This is a genomic window from Enterobacter cloacae complex sp. P43RS (assembly GCF_014930585.1).
GTDB classification, from domain to species: domain Bacteria; phylum Pseudomonadota; class Gammaproteobacteria; order Enterobacterales; family Enterobacteriaceae; genus Enterobacter; species Enterobacter bugandensis.
The window spans coordinates 251,047-275,558 of record NZ_JADBRJ010000006.1 but is presented as its reverse complement, the minus strand read 5'-3'; the positions used below and the strand labels follow the sequence as shown (position 1 = coordinate 275,558).

Sequence of the window (24,512 nt, the reverse complement as noted above, 5' to 3'; positions counted from 1 at the left end):
GAGGGAGGGGCTGATGTCTGAATTTGTTACGGTAGCTCGCCCCTACGCCAAAGCAGCTTTTGACTTTGCTGTCGAACACCAAAATGTCGATCGCTGGCAGAATATGCTGGCGTTTGCCGCTGAGGTGACGAAAAACGAACAAATGGCCGAGTTGCTTTCCGGTGCGTTAGCGCCTGAAACCCTCGCCGCGTCGTTTATCGCCGTGTGCGGAGAGCAACTGGATGCCAACGGCCAGAACCTGATTAAGGTCATGGCAGAAAATGGTCGTCTCCGTGTGCTCCCGGATGTTCTCGAGCAGTTTGAGCACTTACGTGCCCTTAGTGAAGCAACTGCAGAAGTCGAAGTGACTTCTGCGACTGAACTGAGTGACGAACAGCTTGCGAAAATTACCGCCGCGATGGAAAAACGTCTGTCACGCAAAGTTAAGCTGAATTGCAAAATCGATAAGTCTGTAATGGCAGGCGTAATCATCCGCTCGGGTGATATGGTCATTGATGGCAGCGTACGCGGCCGTCTTGAGCGCCTTGCAGACGTCTTGCAGTCTTAAGGGGACTGGAGCATGCAACTGAATTCCACCGAAATCAGCGAACTGATCAAGCAGCGCATTGCTCAGTTCAATGTTGTGAGTGAAGCTCACAACGAAGGTACTATTGTTTCTGTAAGTGACGGTGTTATCCGCATCCACGGCCTGGCCGATTGTATGCAGGGTGAGATGATTTCCCTGCCGGGTAACCGTTACGCTATCGCACTGAACCTGGAGCGCGACTCCGTAGGTGCAGTTGTGATGGGTCCATACGCTGACCTCGCCGAAGGCATGAAGGTTAAGTGTACTGGCCGTATTCTGGAAGTGCCGGTTGGCCGTGGCCTGCTGGGTCGCGTTGTTAACACCCTGGGTGCGCCAATCGACGGTAAAGGTCCGGTTGAGCACGATGGCTTCTCCCCAATCGAAGTTATCGCACCAGGCGTTATCGACCGTCAGTCCGTTGATCAGCCAGTGCAGACTGGTTATAAGTCCGTTGACGCCATGATCCCAATCGGTCGTGGTCAGCGTGAACTGATCATCGGTGACCGTCAGACCGGTAAAACCGCGATGGCAATCGACGCCATCATCAACCAGCGTGACTCCGGCATCAAATGTGTGTACGTGGCTATCGGCCAGAAAGCGTCCACCATTTCTAACGTGGTTCGTAAACTGGAAGAGCACGGCGCACTGTCTAACACCATCGTTGTGGTAGCAACCGCGTCTGAATCTGCTGCACTGCAATACCTGGCGCCATACGCCGGTTGCGCAATGGGCGAATACTTCCGTGACCGCGGTGAAGATGCGCTGATCGTATACGATGACCTGTCTAAACAGGCTGTTGCTTATCGTCAGGTTTCCCTGCTGCTCCGTCGTCCACCAGGACGTGAAGCATTCCCGGGCGACGTATTCTACCTCCACTCTCGTCTGCTGGAGCGTGCTTCCCGCGTTAACGCGGAATACGTCGAGAACTTCACCAAAGGTGAAGTGAAGGGCAAAACAGGTTCTCTGACCGCGCTGCCGATCATTGAAACCCAGGCGGGTGACGTTTCTGCGTTCGTTCCGACCAACGTAATCTCCATTACCGATGGTCAGATCTTCCTGGAAACCAACCTGTTTAACTCCGGTATTCGTCCGGCGGTTAACCCGGGTATCTCCGTATCCCGTGTGGGTGGTGCTGCTCAGACCAAGATCATCAAGAAACTGTCCGGTGGTATCCGTACCGCGCTGGCACAGTATCGTGAACTGGCTGCGTTCTCTCAGTTCGCATCCGATCTGGACGAAGCAACCCGTAAACAGCTGAGCCACGGTCAGAAAGTGACCGAACTGCTGAAGCAGAAACAGTACGCTCCAATGTCTGTTGCTCAGCAGGGCCTGGTGCTGTTCGCGGCTGAACGCGGTTACCTCGAAGATGTGGAACTGGCGAAAATCGGTAGCTTTGAAGCCGCTCTGCTGGCTTACGTCGACCGTGATCACGCTCCGCTGATGCAAGAGATCAACCAGACCGGTGGCTATAACGACGAAATCGAAGGCAAGCTGAAAGCTATCCTCGATTCCTTCAAAGCAACCCAATCCTGGTAATCGTCCGGCGGCTTGTCTCAGGGCAAGCCGCCTGGCATTGAGGAGAAGCTCATGGCCGGCGCAAAAGAGATACGTAGTAAGATCGCAAGCGTCCAGAACACGCAAAAGATCACTAAAGCGATGGAGATGGTCGCCGCTTCCAAAATGCGTAAATCGCAGGATCGCATGGCGGCCAGCCGTCCTTATGCAGAGACCATGCGCAAAGTGATTGGTCACCTTGCAAACGGTAATCTGGAATATAAGCACCCTTACCTGGAAGAACGCGACGTTAAGCGCGTGGGCTACCTGGTGGTGTCGACTGACCGTGGTCTGTGTGGCGGCTTGAACATTAACCTGTTCAAAAAACTGCTGGCGGATATGAAAGGCTGGTCTGATAAAGGCGTTCAGTGCGATCTGGCACTGATTGGCTCTAAAGGCGTCTCTTTCTTTAACTCCGTTGGTGGCAACATTGTCGCTCAGGTGACCGGTATGGGTGATAACCCGTCCCTGTCCGAACTGATCGGCCCGGTTAAAGTGATGTTGCAGGCCTACGATGAAGGCCGTCTGGACAGACTGTACGTTGTCAGCAACAAATTCATTAACACCATGTCTCAGGTTCCAACGCTCACTCAGATGCTGCCGTTACCGGCATCAGAAGATGACGAGCTGAAGCAGAAAGCCTGGGATTACCTGTATGAACCCGATCCGAAACCGCTGCTGGATACCCTGCTGCGTCGTTACGTTGAATCTCAGGTTTATCAGGGCGTTGTAGAAAACCTGGCCAGCGAGCAGGCCGCACGAATGGTGGCGATGAAAGCCGCGACCGATAATGGCGGCAGCCTGATTAAAGAGCTGCAGTTGGTTTACAACAAAGCTCGTCAGGCCAGCATTACTCAGGAACTCACCGAGATCGTCTCGGGGGCCGCCGCGGTTTAACCAGGTTTACGAATTACGTAGAGGATTCAAGATGGCTACTGGAAAGATTGTCCAGGTAATCGGCGCCGTGGTGGACGTCGAGTTCCCTCAGGACGCCGTACCACGCGTGTACGACGCGCTTGAGGTACAGAATGGTAACGAGAGCCTGGTGCTGGAAGTTCAGCAGCAGCTCGGCGGCGGTATCGTGCGTACCATCGCCATGGGTTCTTCCGACGGTCTGCGTCGTGGTCTGGAAGTTAAAGACCTTGAGCACCCGATCGAAGTGCCTGTAGGTAAAGCAACGCTGGGTCGTATCATGAACGTATTGGGTCAGCCAATCGACATGAAAGGCGACATCGGCGAAGAAGAGCGTTGGGCTATCCACCGCGCGGCACCTTCCTACGAAGAGCTGTCCAGCTCTCAGGAACTGCTGGAAACCGGCATCAAAGTTATCGACCTGATGTGTCCGTTTGCGAAGGGCGGTAAAGTTGGTCTGTTCGGTGGTGCGGGTGTAGGTAAAACCGTAAACATGATGGAGCTGATCCGTAACATCGCGATCGAGCACTCCGGTTACTCCGTGTTTGCGGGCGTAGGTGAACGTACTCGTGAGGGTAACGACTTCTACCACGAAATGACCGACTCCAACGTTCTGGACAAAGTATCCCTGGTTTACGGCCAGATGAACGAGCCACCAGGAAACCGTCTGCGCGTTGCGCTGACTGGTCTGACGATGGCTGAGAAATTCCGTGACGAAGGCCGTGACGTTCTGCTGTTCGTTGATAACATCTATCGTTACACCCTGGCCGGTACCGAAGTATCTGCACTGCTGGGTCGTATGCCTTCAGCGGTAGGTTATCAGCCTACGCTTGCGGAAGAGATGGGTGTTCTTCAGGAACGTATCACTTCTACCAAAACAGGTTCTATCACCTCCGTTCAGGCGGTATACGTACCTGCGGATGACTTGACTGACCCATCTCCAGCAACCACCTTTGCGCACTTAGACGCAACCGTGGTACTGAGCCGTCAGATCGCGTCTCTGGGTATCTACCCGGCCGTTGACCCGCTGGACTCCACCAGCCGTCAGCTGGATCCACTGGTTGTTGGTCAGGAACACTACGACACCGCGCGTGGCGTACAGTCCCTGCTGCAGCGTTACCAGGAACTGAAAGACATCATCGCCATCCTGGGTATGGATGAACTGTCTGAAGAAGACAAACTGGTGGTAGCACGTGCGCGTAAGATCCAGCGCTTCCTGTCCCAGCCGTTCTTCGTTGCGGAAGTATTCACCGGTTCTCCGGGTAAATACGTTTCCCTGAAAGACACCATCCGTGGCTTTAAAGGCATCATGGAAGGCGAATACGATCACCTGCCAGAGCAGGCGTTCTACATGGTTGGTTCCATCGAAGAAGCCGTGGAAAAAGCCAAAAAACTTTAACGCCTTAATCGGAGGGTGATATGGCAATGACTTACCACCTGGACGTCGTCAGCGCAGAGCAACAAATGTTCTCTGGTCTGGTCGAGAAAATCCAGGTAACGGGCAGTGAAGGTGAACTGGGTATTTTCCCGGGTCACGCACCGCTGCTCACCGCCATTAAGCCTGGTATGATCCGCATCGTTAAACAGTTCGGTCACGAAGAGTTTATCTATCTGTCCGGCGGCATTCTTGAAGTGCAGCCTGGCAGTGTGACCGTTCTGGCCGATACCGCTATTCGTGGCCAGGATCTCGACGAAGCGCGAGCCCTGGAATCGAAGCGTAAGGCTGAAGAGCACATTAGCAGCTCTCATGGTGACGTGGATTACGCTCAGGCGTCTGCGGAGCTGGCCAAAGCGATCGCGAAACTGCGCGTTATCGAGTTGACCAAAAAAGCGATGTAACACCGGCTTGAAAAGCACAAAAGCCAGTCTGGATACCAGACTGGCTTTTTTTTTCATCCTTAATTCATGATGAAAAAGATGTAGAATTTTAGGCATCAAACGTTTTTACTTCTCACTCAAACTACCGTCAGGATGCGTATGTCAAACAGTGCGATGAGCGTGGTGATCCTTGCCGCTGGCAAAGGTACCCGCATGTATTCCGATCTGCCTAAAGTGCTCCACACGCTGGCAGGAAAGCCAATGGTGCAGCATGTCATTGATGCAGCGAATGAACTAGGTGCCCGTCAGGTTCACCTGGTCTACGGCCACGGCGGCGATCTGCTTAAAAAGACGCTGAGCGATGATGCGCTCAACTGGGTGCTTCAGGCTGAACAGCTGGGTACCGGTCATGCGATGCAGCAGGCTGCGCCGTTCTTTGCCGATGACGAAGATATTCTGATGCTCTACGGTGATGTTCCGCTGATCTCCGTTGAAACGCTGACTCGCCTGCGTGCAGCCAAGCCGCAGGGCGGCATCGGTTTATTGACCGTTGTGCTGGACGATCCAACGGGCTATGGCCGTATCACGCGTGAAAACGGCAACGTAACGGGTATCGTTGAACATAAAGATGCCAGTGATGAACAGCGCAAGATTCAGGAGATCAACACCGGCATCCTGATTGCCAATGGCGCGGATATGAAGCGCTGGCTCTCTCAGCTCGACAACAATAACGCGCAAGGTGAGTACTACATCACCGACATCATTGCGATGGCGTATCACGAAGGGCGTGAGATCGCCGCCGTTCATCCGGCGCGCATCAGCGAAACGGACGGCGTGAATAACCGCCTGCAGCTTTCCCGTCTTGAGCGTATTTATCAGTCCGAGCAGGCCGAAAAACTGCTGCTCGCGGGCGTGATGCTGCGCGATCCGGCGCGTTTCGATTTGCGCGGCACCGTGTCTCACGGGCGCGACGTTGAGATCGATACTAACGTTATTCTTGAAGGCAACGTCACGCTGGGCAACCGCGTCAAAATTGGCGCCGGCTGCGTGATTAAAAACAGCGTCATCGGTGACGACTGCGAAATCAGCCCGTACAGCGTGTTGGAAGATGCTCATCTTGAAGCAGCGTGTACCATCGGCCCGTTTGCGCGTCTGCGCCCGGGCGCTGAGCTGCTGGAAGGCGCGCACGTGGGCAACTTCGTGGAAATGAAAAAAGCGCGTCTGGGTAAAGGCTCGAAAGCCGGTCATTTGACCTATCTGGGCGACGCGGAGATTGGCGACAACGTGAATATTGGTGCAGGAACCATTACCTGTAACTATGACGGCGCCAATAAGTTTAAAACCATCATCGGCGATGACGTGTTCGTGGGCTCGGACACGCAGCTGGTGGCACCGGTTACCGTGGGTAACGGCGTAACCATTGCCGCCGGCACGACCGTCACGCGCGACGTAGCGGATAACGAGCTGGTGTTAAGCCGCGTGCCGCAGGTACACAAGCAGGGCTGGAAACGCCCGGTGAAGAAAAAGTAACAACAAGGCGGGTTGGCGCTACGCTTACCCGCCCTACGATTGAGTAGGCCTGATAAGGCGTAGCCGTCATCAGGCAAACCCGGGAGAGGAGATAAATATATATCTCCCCCCACAAGCAGTACCCATAAAAATAACCCCACTCTCTACAAGGCTCGGGGCGCCCGGAAAGGGTAAATACAGGTCAGCGACAACGCAGGCATAATGCCTAAATTCGGAATCTAAAATATGTGTGGAATTGTTGGCGCAGTTGCGCAGCGTGATATTGCTGAAATCCTTCTCGAAGGTTTACGTCGTCTGGAATACCGTGGTTACGACTCTGCCGGTCTGGCTGTCGTGGATGCAGAAGGGCATATGACCCGTCTGCGTCGTCTCGGTAAAGTGCAGATGCTGGCTCAGGCCGCGGAAGAACACCCGCTGCACGGGGGTACCGGTATCGCGCACACCCGCTGGGCGACGCATGGCGAACCGTCTGAAGGTAACGCGCACCCGCATGTGTCTGAACACATCGTGGTGGTGCATAACGGCATTATCGAAAACCACGAACCGCTGCGCGAAGAACTGAAAGCGCGCGGCTATACCTTCGTCTCTGAAACCGACACCGAAGTGATTGCTCACCTGGTTCACTGGGAGCTGGCAAAGGGCGGTACGCTGCGTGATGCGGTGCTGCGCGCTATCCCTCAGCTGCGCGGTGCGTATGGTACGGTGATCATGGACTCCCGCGATCCATCTACCCTGCTGGCCGCGCGTTCCGGTAGCCCGATGGTTATCGGTCTGGGCATGGGTGAAAACTTTATCGCCTCCGATCAGCTGGCGCTCTTGCCGGTCACCCGTCGCTTTATCTTCCTGGAAGAGGGCGATATCGCGGAAGTGACGCGCCGCAGCGTGACCGTCTTCGACACCAAAGGCGAGCAGGTGAAGCGTCAGGAGATCGAATCTAACCTGCAGTACGACGCGGGCGACAAAGGCGCTTACCGTCACTACATGCAGAAAGAGATCTACGAGCAGCCGAACGCTATCAAAAACACTCTGACCGGGCGCATCAGCCACGGCGAGGTGGATCTGAGCGAGCTGGGGGCAAACGCCAACGAACTGCTCGGCAAGGTTGAACATATTCAGATCGTAGCCTGCGGTACCTCTTATAACTCCGGTATGGTCTCTCGCTACTGGTTTGAATCCCTGGCGGGCGTGCCATGCGACGTGGAAATCGCATCTGAGTTCCGCTATCGCAAGTCTGCGGTGCGTCGTAACAGCCTGATGATCACCCTTTCCCAGTCCGGCGAAACGGCGGATACGCTGGCAGCGCTGCGTCTGTCTAAGGAATTGGGTTATCTGGGCTCGCTGGCCATCTGTAACGTCCCGGGCTCATCCCTGGTGCGTGAGTCCGATCTGGCGCTGATGACCAAAGCGGGTACCGAAATCGGCGTGGCCTCCACCAAAGCGTTTACCACTCAGTTGACCGTTCTGCTGATGCTGGTGGCGAAGCTGGCGCGTCTGAAAGGCGAAGATGCTTCCGTTGAGCACGACATTGTTCACGGTCTCCAGGCGCTGCCGAGCCGTATTGAGCAGATGCTGTCTCAGGACAAACGCATTGAGGCGCTGGCGGAAGATTTCTCTGACAAACATCACGCCCTGTTCCTGGGTCGTGGCGATCAGTACCCGATTGCGCTGGAAGGCGCACTGAAGCTGAAAGAGATCTCCTACATCCACGCGGAAGCCTACGCGGCAGGTGAGCTTAAGCATGGCCCGCTGGCGCTGATTGACGCGGATATGCCGGTCATTGTTGTCGCACCGAACAACGAACTGCTGGAAAAACTGAAGTCTAATATCGAAGAGGTGCGCGCCCGCGGCGGCGTGCTGTACGTCTTCGCTGATAAAGATGCCGGTTTCGCCAGCAGCGACAACATGCACATCATCGAGATGCCGCATGTGGAAGAGGTGATTGCACCGATCTTCTACACCGTTCCGCTGCAGCTGCTGGCTTACCACGTGGCGCTGATCAAAGGCACCGACGTTGACCAGCCGCGTAACCTGGCGAAATCGGTCACCGTAGAATAATCCCTTCTGTTAATGGCTACACGACGTGTAGCCATTTTTTCCTTACTTTTTTCTCATCAGCTTTCTCTTTGCTATCAATCATCTTATTCTGACGCATTTCGTTACTTTATTGTGTGAATAATGAACGAGATTGCTTCTGAGCATTAGTATTTTCTATTTTGATCACTAAACGATCAGCTTTTATTAACGGAATCCTAAAAATGGTTTGTTTATAAAATATGTGTCCTTTTTATGTGTATACTGAAAAGGAATTTTAATGATAAAGCAAAAATAATATTATATTTGTTTTTCTCTATTATTATTCCAGCTATGGTTCGTCATTATTCCATTAATTTAAACTCTCCCCTTGAAGATCATTCTTCCCGAAGAATATTATTTCATCGCATTTGGGATGGCGTTGTCTTTATGATAAACGCAATATTGATTTAATTAATGGAGTTATCATGAAAAATAATGGAATTACGGTGGCGATTGCACTCGCATCGGCGTTAATGGCAGGACAATCATTTGCTGCGGATGGTACGGTTCATTTCCGCGGAGAGGTTATTGATTCAACGTGTGAAGTGACGCCTGATACCGCCGATCAGACGGTGAATATCGGCCGCGTTGCCAAAACGACGTTCTCCGGCATTGACTCAACGGCGTCAGTAAAAGATTTCCATATTAAACTGGAGAAATGCCCTGCAACCTATACTCAGGCAGCAGTTCGTTTTGACGGAACAGAAGATAAAGACACCATCGGCAAAGGGTATTTGTCTATTGGCACGCCTGTTAACGGTGAAGCGGGTACTGACGGTATTTACACCGGCGAAGGTGAAGCCGTTACCGCTACCGGCGTTGCAATCAAGCTCTTCAACCTGAACGATGATACGGCGATCCCGCTGTATAACAATTCAAATTATGTTGCTATCACCGACGGCAAAGCGGACATGGGCTTTAAAGCGAAGTTTGTGCAGACGCTGGCTACGGTTACGCCGGGTACAGCGAACGCGGATTCCCAGTTCACCATTGAATACCTGAAATAATCTTCAGCTGTTCGCCAGGAGCCTGTTTTATCCTTTTTGCAGGCTCCTCCACAGGATGTGAGGATAACTGATGTATTTACGGCGTTTGTTGACTCTGTTCATCATGCTCTCTTTTTCATTTTTAACACCCTTGTCGACGGCTGGCGTCATTATTGGCGGAACCCGCGTTGTTTATAGTAGCGATAAATCCGATGCGACAATTAGCATAAAAAATAACGAAGCGACCACGCCTTATCTCATACAGACGTGGGTCGATCCTTTTAAAGGCGATACAGCGTCGAATAAACCTCCTTTTACCGTTATTCCGCCGGTTTCAAGGCTGGAGGCCGGGCAGGAGAAAGTATTGCGCATCATGAAAGTGAAGGGCGAACTGCCTCACGATCGGGAATCGCTGTTCTGGCTCAACATCAAAAATATTCCACCGTCCAGTTCAAACCCCAATTCGCTCGAAATTGCGATTAAGACGCGAATAAAACTTTTTTGGCGTCCGGCGACCCTGAATATCACGCCTGAACGGGCTGCGGCGAAGGTTAAATGGCGTGTTCAAAACCAGCAGCTCGTGATTGAAAATCCGAGCCCGCTACATATTAACGTTATGAATGTCACCGTCGATAAAAAAGACGTTCCCTTAAACATCATTCCCCCTTTTGACACCGTGCGTTTGCCGCTTCCGGAAGGGATTAACGGCCACGCGCTGGTCTGGCGTTTCGTTAACGATTTTGGGGCAATCAGTCAGGAAATTCACGTCACGCTGTAAACATAGGGATGTTTGATATGGGGTGTTTCCGTTTTTTCATTGCGCTTGCCTCGGGGGTATCTCTCGGCTTTTCAGGCGTGACGCTGGCAAAAGATATCTTTAACCCTGCGCTTCTTGAAATTGACCATCCGGTGGATGTTGATATCCACCAGTTTAACCGCGCCAATACGTTACCTGCGGGCTCTTATAAGGTTGATATTCATGTTAACGATGAGTTTATCGATAGCCGGGAGGTCACCTTTATTGAAGATAAGGCTGGCGATAGGCTGCATCCCTGTTTTAAGCACGTCAGGACGGTGCTTGCGGAGCTCGGGGCTAAGGTGGCGGCGATCGGTTCGCTGGATCGCCTGGACGAAAACGCCTGTGTGGACCCTACCCCGCTGATCCCTGGCGCCACATGGACGTTCGATACCGATAAGCTGCTGCTCAACGTCACGCTGCCGCAGATTTACATTGATACCACCGCCCGCGGCACCATCAATCCTGCCCGCTGGGATGAAGGTATTAATGCGTTGATGATGAACTATGACTTTTCCGGCTCCAGCACGTTGCAGTCTGATGATGACGACAATAGCGATTTCTACTATCTGAACCTGCGAAACGGGGCGAACATTGGCGCGTGGCGTTTACGCAATTACAGCACGCTAAACATCATTGACGGTCATTCGGATTACCATTCCATCAGCACCTATGTGCAGCGAAACCTCGCGACGTTACGCAGCCAGATCATGCTGGGTGATACCTGGACCGCGAGCGATGTCTTCGACAGTACCCAGGTGCGCGGCGTGCGCCTGTATACCGATGATGAAATGCTTCCTTCCAGCCTGACGGGCTTTGCGCCGGTCGTTCGGGGCGTAGCGAAAAGCAATGCGACGGTGATTATTCGGCAGAACGGCTACATCATTTACCAATCTGCCGTGCCGCAGGGACCGTTTGCGCTAAAGGATTTAAACACCACCAGTTCCGGCGGCGACCTGGACGTGACCATCAAAGAAGAAGACGGCAGTGAGCAACACTTCACGCAGCCCTACGCCTCGCTGGCCATCCTCAAGCGTGAAGATCAGACCGACGTCGATATCAGCGCGGGTGAACTGCGCGATCAAAGCGAATTCCAGCCCAACGTTTTTCAGGCGCAGGTTCTGCACGGCTTTCCTGCCGGGATTACGGTATACGGTGGCGTGCAGGCCGCGGAAGCGTATCGCTCGGCAGCGGTGGGGGTCGGCAAAGATATGGGGGCAGTTGGCGCGTTTTCCGTCGATATCACCCAGGCACGTGCGCAATTTACGGACGAGGACTCAGAGGAGTCCGGCCAGTCCTGGCGTTTTCTCTATTCGAAACGGTTTGATGAGACGGATACCACGCTGAGGCTGGTGGGGTATCGCTACTCAACACAGGGCTACTACACCCTCAATGAATGGGCGTCACGCCAGAACAGTCAGCGCGATTTCTGGGTAACGGGCAACCGACGCAGCCGGCTTGAAGGGTCCTGGACGCAGAATTTCGGCGATGGCATGGGGAACATTTATCTCACGCTGAGCCGCCAGCAGTACTGGAAAACCGACGAAGTTGAACGCCTGGTTCAGCTTGGCTACAGCAATGTCTGGCGGTCGCTTTCCTGGAACCTCTCCTGGAACTACAGCGATTCCATCACCACGGCGCAGAGCGCGGAGTATTCAGATAGCGACGATCGAGAAAGCGAACAGGTTTTTATGCTGTCGTTCTCCGTGCCGCTGTCAGCATTGCTGCCGGACAGCTATGTGAGCTACGGCCTCACGCAGAACAACAGCGGAAAAGGAATGCACCAGCTTGGCCTGAACGGTACGGCGCTTGATAACCGTAATCTCTCCTGGAACCTCCAGCAGTCCTGGGATGCGGATGACAGTGTGTACAGCAGCAGCGCGGGGGTGGGATATGACGGAACCTATGGTTCGGTTAACGGCAGCTATGACTACAACCAGGACAGCCAGCGGCTCAACTACGGCGCGCGCGGCGGGATCCTGCTGCATGGCGATGGAGTGACGTTCTCGCAGGAGATGGGCGAAACCGTGGCGCTGATTAAAGCACCCGGTGCAGCCGGTCTGGCAATGGAAAACGGCACCGGTACGGCAACCGACTGGCGAGGCTACACCGTTCAAACGCAGCTTAACGCTTACGATGAAAACCGTGTGGAAATTGAGAGCGGCTATTTTGAAAAAGCGAACGTCGAGCTGGAGAACAGCGTGCTTAACGTCATCCCCACGCGAGGTGCGGTGGTGCGGGCGCAATTTATCACTCACGTTGGCTATCGCGTGCTCTTTGAGGTCACACAGGCCAACGGCAAACCGGTTCCCTTTGGCGCAGTGGCGTCTGCCGAACTGGCGACGGGCAGCGTGTCGGGCATTACCGGCGAGAATGGCGAACTGTATCTTTCGGGCATGCCGGAAGAGGGAACGTTCACGCTGAAGTGGGGGAGTGAAAAGACAAAACCTTGCAAGGTCCATTATCAGTTCCCCAAACCAACGGGTGTTGAACTGGTTCAAACAGCGGTCGTGTGCCAATAGGGAAATGAGATGAAACGACGTATCACTTTTATAGCAGTCGCCATGCTGCTTTTTACCCCTTTTTCCCACGCTGCGACGACAGAAGGCGGGGTGTGTTTCGCCATCGGCGGCACCTATATTTTCAATCTGAATCTTAACGGGGCAGAAATACCGGCAGATAAAAACCAGGCGGGAACCGAGGTGCGCGATCTGACGACCCTGCAATCGCCTTCCCAGTATAAACTGGGATGTAACTGCCTGACCCATTTCACCACCACGTTTCGTAGCGTCTACTTCACCGCGCGTTCGCCCTTAAGCGTTAATACCGTTAAAAATGGATATACCTACTACAGGTTGAACGATCACCTCAGTATTGCGTCCTCTATTCACGTGCTGGGACGTGACTATCTCGCCGTTCCCTTTGAGGCGGAGCCCAACCGGGTGACGTCCGGTATCTACTGTTATACCTCCAGTGTAGAGGGCTCAGAGGCAACGCTTGATACCGGCTCTCAGGTAAAAATATCGTTTTTGATCGACAAGCCCTTTATTGGAAAAATTACCGTTCCGGGTACGACGATTGCCACGCTCTATGGCGGTATCGATGAAGCGTCCTCTCTGGCAAGTACCGAGAAGCTCGCCGAAATAAAAATTGCCGGAGACATCGTGGTACCGCAAAACTGCGAGATTGCGCCGGGTCAGTCGCTGGAAATTGATTTTGGAAAAATTCCCGCCAGCGCGTTTTCAGCCACCAAAGGCGAGGCGGTCGGTAGCCGCAAAATCCGCAAGATGATACAGGTGAAATGTACCGGCATGCTGGATGAGAACATCGTCCGATCCGCTTTCCATGCCGATCCCGTTGACGCTGACGCCACGATGATGAAAGTGAACGGCAATGATGACGTAGGGATCGTTATTTATGATAAATGGGACCGCGTCGTCAACGTCAATGGGGGGAGCATGGAGATGGATATGGGAGCCAACCAGGGGGGGGGCGAAGTTAACTCGCTCACCTTCTCTGCTGCCCCGGCCAGCGCGACGGGGAGTATTCCGAAGCCCGGCGCCTTTGAAGCTTGGGCAACCGTGACCTTCGAAATTCAAAATTAATAACAACGGCTGTTTATGACAGCCGTTGTCATATTCACATCTTTGAACCAGGCTTAACGCATCTCAGTGTGACATTATCATGACAGGGATATGATTTTATTTGTATTAAAATCATTACCTTAACTCAAACGCGTTGATTGTCATAAAACTGTCATATTTCGTACATTTATCTGTCACCTGTTTGTCCTATTTTGCTCATCGTAGCCACTTAAACAATGATTTACGAAATCCTTGCAGGAGACATTATGAAAGTTATGCGTACCACTGTCGCAACTGTTGTCGCCGCGACCTTATCTCTGAGCGCTTTCTCTGCTTTTGCAGCAGCAAGCCTGACTGGCGCTGGTGCAACCTTCCCTGCGCCGGTGTATGCCAAATGGGCGGATACCTACCAGAAAGAAACCGGTAACAAGGTGAACTATCAGGGTATCGGCTCCTCCGGTGGCGTAAAACAAATTACCGCGAATACCGTTGATTTCGGCGCATCCGACGCTCCGCTGTCTGATGAAAAACTGAATCAGGAAGGCCTGTTCCAGTTCCCGACCGTGATCGGCGGCGTTGTGCTGGCCGTTAACATCCCTGGCCTGAAATCAGGCGAGCTGGTGCTGGACGGCAAAACCCTGGGCGACATCTACCTGGGCAAAATCAAAAAATGGGATGACGAAGCCATCACTAAGCTGAACCCGGGCGTTAAGCTGCCTTCGCAGAACATCGCTGTGGTTCGCCGTGCTGACGGCTCTGGTACCTCCTTCGTGTTCACCAGCTACCTGGCAAAAGTGAACGAAGAGTGGAAATCGAAAGTCGGCTCCGGCTCTACCGTTAACTGGCCAACCGGTCTGGGCGGTAAAGGTAACGACGGCATCGCTGCCTTCGTACAGCGTCTGCCTGGCTCTATCGGTTACGTAGAATACGCTTACGCTAAGCAGAACAACCTGGCTTACACCAAACTGGTTTCTGCTGACGGCAAACCGGTTAGCCCAACTGAAGAGAACTTCGCTAACGCAGCGAAAGGCGCTGACTGGAGCAAATCCTTCGCACAGGATCTGACTAACCAGAAAGGCGACAACGCGTGGCCAATCACTTCTACAACGTTCATTCTGATTCACAAAGATCAGAAGAAACCAGAGCAAGGTACTGAAGTGCTGAAGTTCTTTGACTGGGCATACAAAAACGGCGGCAAACAGGCTAACGACCTGGATTACGCCAGCCTGCCAGACAGCGTGGTTGAGCAGATTCGTGCTGCATGGAAAACCAACGTGAAAGACAGCAGCGGTAAAGCATTGTATTAATTTAGCATTCTGACGAAAATGGCGGGTGGCGCTTGCGCTTACCCGCCGATTTCGTAAACGCGTTTAACAGAAGAGTGATTTATGGCTGCAACCAAGCCTGCATTTAACCCTCCGGGTAAAAAAGGTGACATGATTTTCGGCGCGCTGGTCAAACTGGCTGCGCTGATTGTGCTATTGCTGCTGGGCGGCATTATCGTGTCTCTGATTTTCTCCTCCTGGCCGAGCATTCAGAAATTCGGTTTCTCCTTCCTGTGGACCAAAGAGTGGGACGCGCCGAACGATATCTACGGTGCGCTGGTGCCGATTTACGGTACGCTGGTGACCTCGTTCATCGCCCTGCTGATTGCGGTTCCGGTAAGCTTCGGTATTGCGCTGTTCCTGACGGAACTCGCGCCGGGCTGGCTGCGTCGCCCGCTGGGTATTGCCATCGAACTGCTGGCGGCCATCCCAAGTATCGTATACGGCATGTGGGGCCTGTTTATCTTTGCGCCGCTGTTTGCCACGTACTTCCAGGAGCCGGTAGGTAATGTTCTCTCCGCCGTTCCGTTTGTGGGTGCCCTGTTCTCTGGCCCGGCATTCGGTATCGGTATTCTGGCGGCAGGTGTGATCCTCGCCATCATGATTATTCCGTACATTGCGGCGGTAATGCGCGATGTCTTCGAACAAACCCCGGTGATGATGAAAGAGTCGGCCTACGGCATCGGCTGTACCACCTGGGAAGTTATCTGGCGCATTGTCCTTCCGTTCACCAAAAATGGGGTGATCGGCGGCGTAATGCTGGGCTTAGGTCGCGCGCTGGGTGAAACTATGGCGGTCACCTTTATCATCGGTAACACCTACCAGCTCGACAGCGCTTCACTCTATATGCCGGGTAACAGTATTACCTCCGCGCTGGCAAACGAATTTGCCGAAGCGGAATCCGGGCTTCACGTCGCAGCGCTGATGGAACTGGGTCTGATTCTGTTCGTTATCACCTTCATTGTTCTGGCGATTTCCAAGCTGATGATCCTGCGTCTCGCGAAAAATGAGGGGGCACGCTGATGGCAACTCTCGAAATGCAAAGCACCGCTCAGCTTGCCGAATCCCGCCGCAAAATGCAGGCGAAGCGTCGTTTTAAAAACCGCATTGCGCTGACGCTTTCCATGGCAACGATGGCATTCGGCCTGTTCTGGCTGATCTGGATCCTGATGTCCACCATCACACGTGGTATTGATGGAATGTCTCTGGCGCTGTTCACCGAGATGACGCCGCCGCCAAATACGGCGGGTGGTGGTCTGGCGAACGCCCTGGCGGGCAGCGGCCTGCTGATCCTGTGGGCGACCGTTTTCGGTACGCCGCTGGGCATCATGGCCGGCATCTACCTGGCCGAGTACGGGCGTAAATCCTGGCTGGCAGAGGTGATTCGCTTCATTAACGACATCCTGCTTTCCGCTCCGTCGATTGTCGTGGGCCTGTTTGTTTACACCATCGTAGTCGCGCAAATGGAACACTTCTCCGGCTGGGCGGGCGTAATTGCGCTGGCGCTGCTGCAGGTGCCTATCGTCATTCGTACCACCGAAAACATGCTGAAACTGGTGCCGGATAGCCTGCGTGAAGCAGCTTACGCGCTGGGTACGCCGAAATGGAAAATGATTTCTGCGATCACCCTCAAAGCGTCGGTCTCCGGGATCATGACCGGTATCCTGCTGGCTATCGCCCGTATTGCCGGTGAAACGGCACCGCTGCTGTTTACTGCCCTCTCCAACCAGTTCTGGAGCACGGACATGATGCAGCCGATCGCCAACCTGCCGGTGACGATCTTTAAATTTGCGATGAGCCCATTCGCGGAATGGCAGCAGCTGGCCTGGGCCGGGGTGCTGATCATCACCCTTTGCGTACTGTTGCTGAACATTCTGGCGCGCGTCATTTTCGCGAAGAAGAAACACGGTTAATTTTTTACGGCGCGGCAGCTCGCGGCGTCGAATGAGGAAATGAGTCAATGAGTATGGTTGATACTGCCCCGGGTAAGATTCAGGTTCGTGATTTGAACTTCTACTACGGCAAATTCCATGCCCTGAAGAACATCAACCTGGATATCGCGAAGAACCAGGTCACGGCATTCATCGGTCCGTCTGGCTGTGGCAAGTCCACGCTGCTGCGTACCTTTAACAAAATGTATTCGCTCTATCCGGAGCAGCGCGCTGAAGGTGAAATTATCCTGGATGGCGAAAACATTCTGACCCAGGCCCAGGATATCGCCCTGCTGCGTGCCAAAGTGGGCATGGTGTTCCAGAAACCGACGCCGTTCCCGATGTCCATCTATGACAATATCGCGTTTGGCGTTCGCCTGTTTGAGAAGCTCTCCCGTGCGGACATGGACGAGCGCGTGCAGTGGGCATTGACCAAGGCCGCATTATGGAACGAAACCAAAGATAAACTTCATCAGAGCGGGTACTCTCTCTCCGGTGGTCAACAGCAGCGTCTGTGCATTGCGCGCGGTATCGCCATTCGCCCGGAAGTGTTGCTGCTGGATGAGCCGTGCTCAGCGCTGGACCCGATCTCAACCGGCCGTATTGAAGAGCTGATCACCGAGCTGAAGCAGGATTACACCGTGGTTATCGTGACCCACAACATGCAGCAGGCTGCGCGTTGCTCAGATCACACGGCGTTTATGTACCTGGGCGAGTTGATTGAGTTCAGCGATACGGACGCGCTGTTCACCCGGCCCGCGAAGAAACAAACCGAAGATTATATTACTGGCCGCTACGGTTGATTTGCCTTAGTGCATGTGGAGAAACCATGGACAACCTCAATCTTAATAAACACATTTCAGGCCAGTTCAACGCAGAGCTGGAAAGTATTCGCACGCAGGTGATGACCATGGGTGGCATGGTCGAGCAGCAGCTTTCTGATGCGATTACGGCAATGCATAACCAGGACAGCGAGCTGGCGAAGCGCGTCATCGAAGGCGACCATAACGTCAACATGATGGAAGTGGCGATCGACGAAGCCTGCGTGCGTATTATCGCCAAGCGTCAGCCGACCGCGAGCGACCTGCGTCTGGTAATGGCGATCATTAAAACCATCGCCGAGCTGGAACGTATTGGTGACGTGGCGGATAAAATCTGCCGCACCGCGCTGGAGAAGTTTTCCCAGCAGCATCAGCCGCTGCTGGTGAGCCTGGAGTCGCTGGGCCGCCACACCGTGCAGATGCTGCACGACGTGCTGGATGCCTTTGCGCGTATGGATCTGGACGAAGCGGTGCGTATCTACCGTGAAGACAAGAAAGTCGACCAGGAGTATGAAGGCATTGTGCGTCAGCTGATGACCTACATGATGGAAGATTCCCGTACGATCCCAAGCGTGCTGACGGCCCTGTTCTGCGCGCGCTCTATCGAGCGTATCGGCGACCGCTGCCAGAACATTTGCGAATATATTTTCTACTTCGTGAAGGGTCAGGACTTCCGTCACGTGGGCGGCGACGAGCTGGACAAGCTGCTGGCGGGTAAAGATCCGAAAGAGTGATGGTTGTGGCGGGTGGCGCTGGCGCTTACCCGCCCTACGTTAGCTTAACGCGTAATATCCCACCCGCGTGCCTTCCACAACTCTGGCAATTGCGCCAGATCGGTAAAGGTCGTCACTTTTGGATGATCGATCGGCTTGTTGTGCGGATCGGCACAGAAGTAAAACACCTCCATCCCCGCATCAATCCCCGACTGGGCGCCCGCAGGCGAGTCATCCACCAGAATGCAGTTCTCCACGTTGACGTTCATCGCTTTCGCCGCGTGGAACATCAGCGCCGGATCGGGCTTCCAGCGCTGGATATCGTAGCCGCTGAACAGTTTTTCCGGAAAGTGGTGCAGCATTTCAAGCTTGCCCAGTGAATGCTGCATTTTGCTGACCGGACCGTTGGAAACTACGCAGATTGGCACCGTCATCGCATCCAGCAGCGCGTTAGCCCCGGCAATAACGTCCAGTTCTGAGTCGAAGAGGCGTGCGACCTCGGCGCGGTACACCGGTTCCAGCTCCGCTTTCGCCAGATCCACCCCGTGCTCTTCGTTAATGATGTCGATGATCTCGTACAGCTTCACGCCCTTAAAGCGTTTGAACACCTCTTCGAGATCGAGCGTAATGCCAAATTCCTGGAACATGGCGACATACGCGCGGGAACAAATGACCTCACTGTCGACCAGCGTACCGTCACAGTCGAAAAATACCGCTTCAATTCCGGACATGCCCTTCCCTTTTAACAAGTTTAACGTTTACGTACGACAGATTTACGAGACGCAATCGTTGCCGTATAAGCATAATCAATGAAAAAAGTATCCCGTAACCGCCACTATTGTCGCATTTTGGTATAGGATAGCGACGAATTTTCCCTCCTTGTTCGGAAATTGATGATGAGTCAACAACACACAACCCAGACATCTGGTCAGGGTCTGCTTGAGCGCGTATTCAAACTGCGCGAGCACGGCACAACGGCACGCACCGAAGTGATCGCCGGTTTCACCACCTTCCTGACGATGGTCTATATCGTTTTTGTGAACCCGCAAATTCTGGGCGTCGCTGGCATGGACACCAGCGCCGTCTTTGTTACCACCTGTCTGATCGCGGCCCTTGGCAGCATCCTGATGGGCGTTTTCGCTAACCTGCCTGTGGCGCTGGCACCCGCAATGGGCCTGAATGCGTTCTTCGCGTTCGTGGTGGTTCAGGCGATGGGCCTGCCGTGGCAGGTTGGTATGGGCGCTATCTTCTGGGGTGCGGTCGGCCTGCTGCTGCTGACCATCTTCCGCGTCCGCTACTGGATGATTGCCAATATCCCGGTGAGCCTGCGCGTGGGTATCACCAGCGGTATCGGTCTGTTCATCGGCATGATGGGGCTGAAAAACGCCGGTGTGATCGTGGCGAACCCGGAAACGCTGGTGAGCATCGGTAACCTGACCTCGCACAGCGTGCTGCTGGGCGTGCTGGGCTTCTTCATCATCGCGATCCTGGCGTCGCGCAACATCCACGCTGCGGTGCTGGTCTCTATCATCGTGACCACGCTGCTGGGCTGGATGCTGGGTGACGTGCATTACAGCGGTATTGTCTCTGCGCCGCCGAGCGTCTCTACCGTGATTGGTCACGTTGACCTGGCGGGTTCCCTGAACCTGGGCCTGGCGGGCGTGATCTTCTCCTTCATGCTGGTCAACCTGTTTGACTCCTCCGGTACGCTGATTGGCGTGACGGACAAAGCGGGTCTGGCTGACGAGAAAGGCAAATTCCCGCGCATGAAGCAGGCGCTGTATGTGGACAGCATCTCTTCCGTGGCGGGTTCTTTCATCGGCACCTCATCTGTTACCGCTTACATTGAATCCTCTTCCGGCGTGTCCGTGGGTGGCCGTACCGGCCTGACGGCGGTGGTGGTGGGTATCCTGTTCCTGCTGGTGATCTTCCTCTCTCCGCTGGCGGGTATGGTTCCACCGTATGCGGCTGCCGGCGCGCTGATTTACGTGGGCGTGCTGATGACCTCGAGCCTGGCGCGCGTGAAGTGGGAAGATTTAACCGAAGCGGTGCCGGCCTTTATTACCGCCGTGATGATGCCGTTCAGCTTCTCGATCACCGAAGGTATCGCGCTGGGCTTTATCTCTTACTGCGTCATGAAGATCGGTACCGGCCGCTTCCGCGAACTCAGCCCGTGCGTGATTATCGTTGCGCTGCTGTTTGTGTTGAAGATTGTGTTTATTGACGCGAAATAAACAGGTTTGTTCCCTCTCCCCGTGGGAGAGGGCCAGGGTGAGGGCACCAAGCCGCTCCGGCTTACGCCTTCACCCGCTTAATATAATCCCCAAACGCGGTCAGCTGGCCAGAGAGATGGTCACGCGTGCTCTGATCCACCACTTCACCCGTCTGCGGGTCAACCTTGTTTTGAATCACACCGCCCATAAATTCCGGCTTGTTCATCACCATCGCATCCAGGAACACCAGGATCTGACGCAGGTGATACTGGCAGCGTGCGCCACCAATCGCGCCCATTGAACTGGTCTGGATCAGCACCGGTTTGCCAGACAGCGGCTGCTCCGGTAAACGGGATAACCAGTCAATCGCGTTCTTCAGGCCACCCGGAACCGAGTAGTTATACTCCGGCGTGACAATGACCACACCGTCGGCCTGGCGGATCTGCTCGGCTATCGCCTCCACGCTCTGCGGGAACCCCTCTTCCTGCTGGACATCTGCATCATACAGCGGGATATCGCCAATAGATGGCAGGGCGCTAATTTCCATACCTGCCGGGGCCAACTGCGGCAGCGTGCGGGCAACCATTCCGTTAAATGAACCTTTGCGCAGGCTTCCCAGTAACGTAACTACTTTCAACGTATCAGACATGATTACTCCTGTTTCATCATGATGACCCTGATTGGATCAGCTATGGGTAAATGCTTTTTCTGCCGGTAAACTGGTTAAACGCATCAGGCGTGCGGCGGGCTCGTTGGCGCGCTCGGGCACATCCGGAAGGCTACTCCATCCCTCTTTACTGTCAAATTCCCAAATCTTTAGCCGTTCGATGGCTGGGCTAACTGCAACAGACCATATCAACACATCTTCTGCATCGCTGAGCGCCTCTACAAGCGTAGCTTTAGCAGCACGCAGGCGTCCGGAGCCGGGCAACAATTGCAACAGGCTGGCGTCGTCTGAAGCGCATCCGCAGAGCTTGCGAATACTCTGGCGCAGGGTGATGAGCTGGGCTCTGGCCTCGACGGAGTCGTTCTGGTTGCGTACCCACAGCTTCTCATTACTGGAGAGCGGGTAGTCATCGTGCGGGCTTGCGCCGTGGAAGCTCCGCGTCGCACGCTGAAGCTCCATATCCAGCCCGCAATCCCCTTCGGTGGTCAGCGCCACGCCAATGATATTGCCCGTATAGGCAATGGAAAAACGGGGGAGTTCCGGGTCAGCAAAGACCGGGCGGCCTTCTGGTTGCGTGACGATCTCCGGCAGTTCGCTGGTGCCGTACAGCATAAACAGCAGTTCTGCGAGAAGTGCTCTCGAGGCTAAAAACCGCGTCCTGCGGTGTTCGGGGAGTTTGAGCGCCTCACTGTGACAGGCTGAAGAGAGTCTGGCCGATACGAGACGTCCTTCTGTAAGTATCCCTCTTGCAAAGTGCGTTGCCATTTTTCGCTCCTTGATAATGGTCGTAATCGGTTAAACGGTTACATGATTATCGCTTAACTTGGCTCCTGTTTTAATCAGTAAATCGGAGTAAGAGAAGCCTGAAGGCCGAACTTTACATTTTCTTAGGCAAAAATTGGATCGCTGCCACCGTACAACGCCTTGATGGTCTCCCGCAGCCAGAGGATTTTCGGATTATGGCTGTTCCGTTTATGCCAGATCAGCGTGAAGGGAACGGTCAGCTTTTCAGCCTGCGCTTCGTCAATGGGAATAGGAAGCGCGATCAGCTTCCGCTGGTGGAGTTCATTGTAGTGGCGACAGTAGTGGGGAGCCGTGGCGATATAGTTATGGCCGGGCTGCGCCGCCATAAACATCGACTGCTCAAAGCCCGGCAAACACATGGCAATGTTTCTCTCCCGCCCCATCTCTTTTAGCACCTCATCCAGCGCCCAGGTGTCGCTCCGTTCCCAGAAGATACTGATATGGGGATAGCGCAGGAAGGTCTCCAGATTCCACTCCTCCTGCAGAGCGGGGTGGTCCTCACGCAAATAGACGTATGGACGGTCGCTAAACAGGATTTCGTAGTCGATAAACCAAGGCATCAGCTTCAGCAGTTCACGCGAGCGCGGGTGGGTTTCGCGACCGGTGAAGCCAACGTCCACTTCCCCGCGCGTAATGGCGTCCAGCGAGTCGTAATCCCAGTGACGCATCTTCACCGTCGCCTGCGGATAACGCTGGTTCACCTGCTCAAGCAGGGCGTTAAAGCGGATGAGCATCAGCGGCGTTTCGGCGGCCAGCACAAACGTCAGCCCGCCAGGCGAATCATGGTGAGATTTATCGAGGATCTGGTTGCCAATCTGCATCCAGTCGGCCAAATCCTGCTCCAGGCTGACCGTCAGCGGCGTAGGCAGCAGCCCTAACGGCGTTTTGACAAACAGCGGGTCGTCAAACCAGTCGCGCAGCCTGGCCAGCGATTTACTCACCGCCGACGGCGTCACGTTCATCCGCTTCGCGGCTTTGGTGACGCTGCGCTCCTGCAGCAAAAGCTGCAGGCAAAGCAACAGGTTAAGATCGAGACTGCTGATGGGCTTCTTCATACTGTGCCGCGGGCTGGATGACCATAAGTAAGGTGATGCAGACTATGCTACAGCCAATCAGAATCCCGATCAGCATATTGAGCGCGTTAAGTCCGATGACCGCCGCCAGCCATATCCACAGAGACGAGCCGCAGACCTGCGCAATCCCCAGCACCGAGCTTGCCACGCCTGCCCGCAGCGAGAACGGGCCGAGCGCCTGACTCATCGCCACGCCAAAGCCAACCGAGAACCCGGCACAGATGAGCGTAATGCCCACCAGCATCAGCGCATGCGAGCTGGTGGTTGCCAGAACCACACCTGCGGCGAGAAACAGTACTTGAGAGGTCAGCATCAGCGTGCGCTGGCGGAAGATATTCAGCGCGAAGGGGGTAGAAAATGAGACGGCCATACTGACCATAGCGGTTAATGCCATTACCGTGGAATACTCACCGCGATCGAAACCCATAGTCTCCATCAGCAAAACCGGGGAAACGTTTACATACGTCAGGATCACCGCCACGCTTAACGTGGTTACGGCCAGACGGCTGAGGAAAAAGCGATTGAGAAGTTTCTCTGCCGGATGAATGGTCGCGGTATGGCTGGGATTCTGCGAGCCCGGGTGGGTCTCTTTCAGTACGGCGATCGACAGCACAAAGACCAGGGCGCCCATTGCAGCCATGGTCCAGAACAGGCTCTGCCACGGGAATTTCAGCATGATCAGATAGCCTACAACCGGTGCCAGCACCGGAATGATGCAGGTTATCCCGTTCAGCATGGAGAGCACCTTAGCACGGCGCTGGGCGCTTAAGGTGTCGCGCAAAATAGCAAACGCCACCACGTAACAGCCGCCGGCACCAATGCCCTGGATGAACCGTCCTGCCAGGAACAAGGTGCTGTTCTGTGCCTGTGAGCAGAGAAGAGAGGCCAGGGCAAAGATGATGGCTCCGGTTATTGCGACGGGCTGACGGCCAGCCTTATCCGCGATCTTCCCGGCAAAGACCATCGACGACGCCATTCCTGCGAGGTAGGCCGAAAACGCGATATGCAGCTGCGCTTCGCTGGCACCCAGATCGCGGGCGATGTGCGGTAATCCCACCAGATACATATCAATACCCGACGGATAAAGCAGAACTAATGCGAAACTACAAAACAGAAAACGCGCCATAAACCCCCCATAAATGCAGGC

At 54.3% G+C, this 24,512-nt stretch carries 22 protein-coding genes; 17 read left to right on the top strand and 5 right to left on the bottom strand.

Annotated elements, in window-relative coordinates; translation table 11 throughout:
• Positions 1-13: 13 nt before the first annotated feature.
• The 16 genes from atpH (at position 14) to phoU (ending at position 18,629) form a co-directional block, all read left to right on the top strand.
• Positions 14-547 carry a F0F1 ATP synthase subunit delta gene (gene atpH / locus IM294_RS14900; protein ID WP_003862369.1) on the top strand — a complete coding sequence of 178 codons (534 nt, stop codon included), beginning with the start codon at positions 14-16 and terminating at the stop codon, positions 545-547.
• Between the two features lie 12 nt (positions 548-559).
• Positions 560-2,101 (top strand): F0F1 ATP synthase subunit alpha, encoded by a 1,542-nt coding sequence (atpA, locus tag IM294_RS14895; RefSeq protein ID WP_003862367.1) that lies wholly within the window; start codon positions 560-562, stop codon positions 2,099-2,101.
• 51 nt (positions 2,102-2,152) lie between these two features.
• On the top strand, positions 2,153-3,016 hold the full coding sequence (atpG, locus tag IM294_RS14890; protein ID WP_003862364.1) for a F0F1 ATP synthase subunit gamma: 864 nt from the start codon (positions 2,153-2,155) through the stop codon (positions 3,014-3,016).
• A gap of 31 nt (positions 3,017-3,047) precedes the next feature.
• Positions 3,048-4,430, top strand: coding sequence for a F0F1 ATP synthase subunit beta (gene atpD / locus IM294_RS14885; protein WP_003862362.1), 1,383 nt, complete (start codon positions 3,048-3,050; stop codon positions 4,428-4,430).
• A gap of 20 nt (positions 4,431-4,450) precedes the next feature.
• Positions 4,451-4,870: a F0F1 ATP synthase subunit epsilon gene (locus IM294_RS14880; protein WP_006177560.1), complete on the top strand. Its 420-nt coding sequence runs from the start codon at positions 4,451-4,453 to the stop codon at positions 4,868-4,870.
• A gap of 138 nt (positions 4,871-5,008) precedes the next feature.
• Positions 5,009-6,379: a bifunctional UDP-N-acetylglucosamine diphosphorylase/glucosamine-1-phosphate N-acetyltransferase GlmU gene (gene glmU / locus IM294_RS14875; protein ID WP_028014917.1), complete on the top strand. Its 1,371-nt coding sequence runs from the start codon at positions 5,009-5,011 to the stop codon at positions 6,377-6,379.
• A gap of 225 nt (positions 6,380-6,604) precedes the next feature.
• The gene (gene glmS / locus IM294_RS14870) at positions 6,605-8,434 is read left to right on the top strand and encodes a glutamine--fructose-6-phosphate transaminase (isomerizing) (protein ID WP_047366743.1); all 1,830 of its coding nucleotides are present in this window, start codon (positions 6,605-6,607) and stop codon (positions 8,432-8,434) included.
• 443 nt (positions 8,435-8,877) lie between these two features.
• Positions 8,878-9,459 (top strand): chaperone-usher fimbrial major subunit, encoded by a 582-nt coding sequence (locus IM294_RS14865; protein WP_080329739.1) that lies wholly within the window; start codon positions 8,878-8,880, stop codon positions 9,457-9,459.
• Positions 9,460-9,529: 70 nt separating this feature from the next.
• Positions 9,530-10,216: a fimbrial chaperone gene (locus IM294_RS14860; protein WP_049001568.1), complete on the top strand. Its 687-nt coding sequence runs from the start codon at positions 9,530-9,532 to the stop codon at positions 10,214-10,216.
• 17 nt (positions 10,217-10,233) lie between these two features.
• Positions 10,234-12,756 carry a fimbria/pilus outer membrane usher protein gene (locus IM294_RS14855; RefSeq protein WP_126818352.1) on the top strand — a complete coding sequence of 841 codons (2,523 nt, stop codon included), beginning with the start codon at positions 10,234-10,236 and terminating at the stop codon, positions 12,754-12,756.
• Positions 12,757-12,765: 9 nt separating this feature from the next.
• Positions 12,766-13,839 (top strand): fimbrial protein StgD, encoded by a 1,074-nt coding sequence (stgD, locus tag IM294_RS14850; RefSeq protein ID WP_126818353.1) that lies wholly within the window; start codon positions 12,766-12,768, stop codon positions 13,837-13,839.
• Positions 13,840-14,084: 245 nt separating this feature from the next.
• On the top strand, positions 14,085-15,125 hold the full coding sequence (gene pstS, locus IM294_RS14845) for a phosphate ABC transporter substrate-binding protein PstS (protein WP_028014923.1): 1,041 nt from the start codon (positions 14,085-14,087) through the stop codon (positions 15,123-15,125).
• Between the two features lie 81 nt (positions 15,126-15,206).
• Positions 15,207-16,166, top strand: coding sequence for a phosphate ABC transporter permease PstC (pstC, locus tag IM294_RS14840; protein ID WP_028014924.1), 960 nt, complete (start codon positions 15,207-15,209; stop codon positions 16,164-16,166).
• Positions 16,166-17,056, top strand: coding sequence for a phosphate ABC transporter permease PstA (pstA, locus tag IM294_RS14835; protein ID WP_014881893.1), 891 nt, complete (start codon positions 16,166-16,168; stop codon positions 17,054-17,056). Before pstC ends, pstA begins: the two co-directional genes overlap by 1 nt.
• Before the next feature lie 47 nt (positions 17,057-17,103).
• Positions 17,104-17,877 (top strand): phosphate ABC transporter ATP-binding protein PstB, encoded by a 774-nt coding sequence (gene pstB / locus IM294_RS14830; protein ID WP_010426574.1) that lies wholly within the window; start codon positions 17,104-17,106, stop codon positions 17,875-17,877.
• A gap of 26 nt (positions 17,878-17,903) precedes the next feature.
• The gene (phoU, locus tag IM294_RS14825) at positions 17,904-18,629 is read left to right on the top strand and encodes a phosphate signaling complex protein PhoU (RefSeq protein ID WP_003861153.1); all 726 of its coding nucleotides are present in this window, start codon (positions 17,904-17,906) and stop codon (positions 18,627-18,629) included.
• Between the two features lie 44 nt (positions 18,630-18,673).
• Here phoU and yieH read toward each other — a convergent pair whose 3' ends face one another.
• The gene (yieH, locus tag IM294_RS14820) at positions 18,674-19,339 is read right to left on the bottom strand and encodes a 6-phosphogluconate phosphatase (protein WP_047366739.1); all 666 of its coding nucleotides are present in this window, start codon (positions 19,337-19,339) and stop codon (positions 18,674-18,676) included.
• Between the two features lie 165 nt (positions 19,340-19,504).
• On the opposite strand from yieH, the gene adeP reads away from it, so the two are divergent.
• On the top strand, positions 19,505-20,842 hold the full coding sequence (adeP, locus tag IM294_RS14815) for an adenine permease AdeP (RefSeq protein ID WP_145965165.1): 1,338 nt from the start codon (positions 19,505-19,507) through the stop codon (positions 20,840-20,842).
• A 61-nt stretch (positions 20,843-20,903) separates the two neighbouring features.
• Here adeP and IM294_RS14810 read toward each other — a convergent pair whose 3' ends face one another.
• The 4 genes from IM294_RS14810 to IM294_RS14795 form a co-directional block, all read right to left on the bottom strand.
• Positions 20,904-21,470, bottom strand: coding sequence for an NADPH-dependent FMN reductase (locus tag IM294_RS14810; RefSeq protein WP_003861147.1), 567 nt, complete (start codon positions 21,468-21,470; stop codon positions 20,904-20,906).
• 36 nt (positions 21,471-21,506) lie between these two features.
• A complete protein-coding gene (locus tag IM294_RS14805) occupies positions 21,507-22,253 on the bottom strand; it encodes a 4'-phosphopantetheinyl transferase superfamily protein (protein WP_047366738.1) in 747 nt (248 codons plus the stop codon).
• A 122-nt stretch (positions 22,254-22,375) separates the two neighbouring features.
• Positions 22,376-23,347, bottom strand: a complete 972-nt coding sequence (yidZ, locus tag IM294_RS14800; protein ID WP_028014928.1) for an HTH-type transcriptional regulator YidZ — start codon at positions 23,345-23,347, stop codon at positions 22,376-22,378.
• A complete protein-coding gene (locus IM294_RS14795) occupies positions 23,316-24,491 on the bottom strand; it encodes an MFS transporter (RefSeq protein ID WP_045260851.1) in 1,176 nt (391 codons plus the stop codon). The genes yidZ and IM294_RS14795 overlap by 32 nt, the downstream gene beginning before the upstream one ends.
• Positions 24,492-24,512 lie beyond the last annotated feature (21 nt).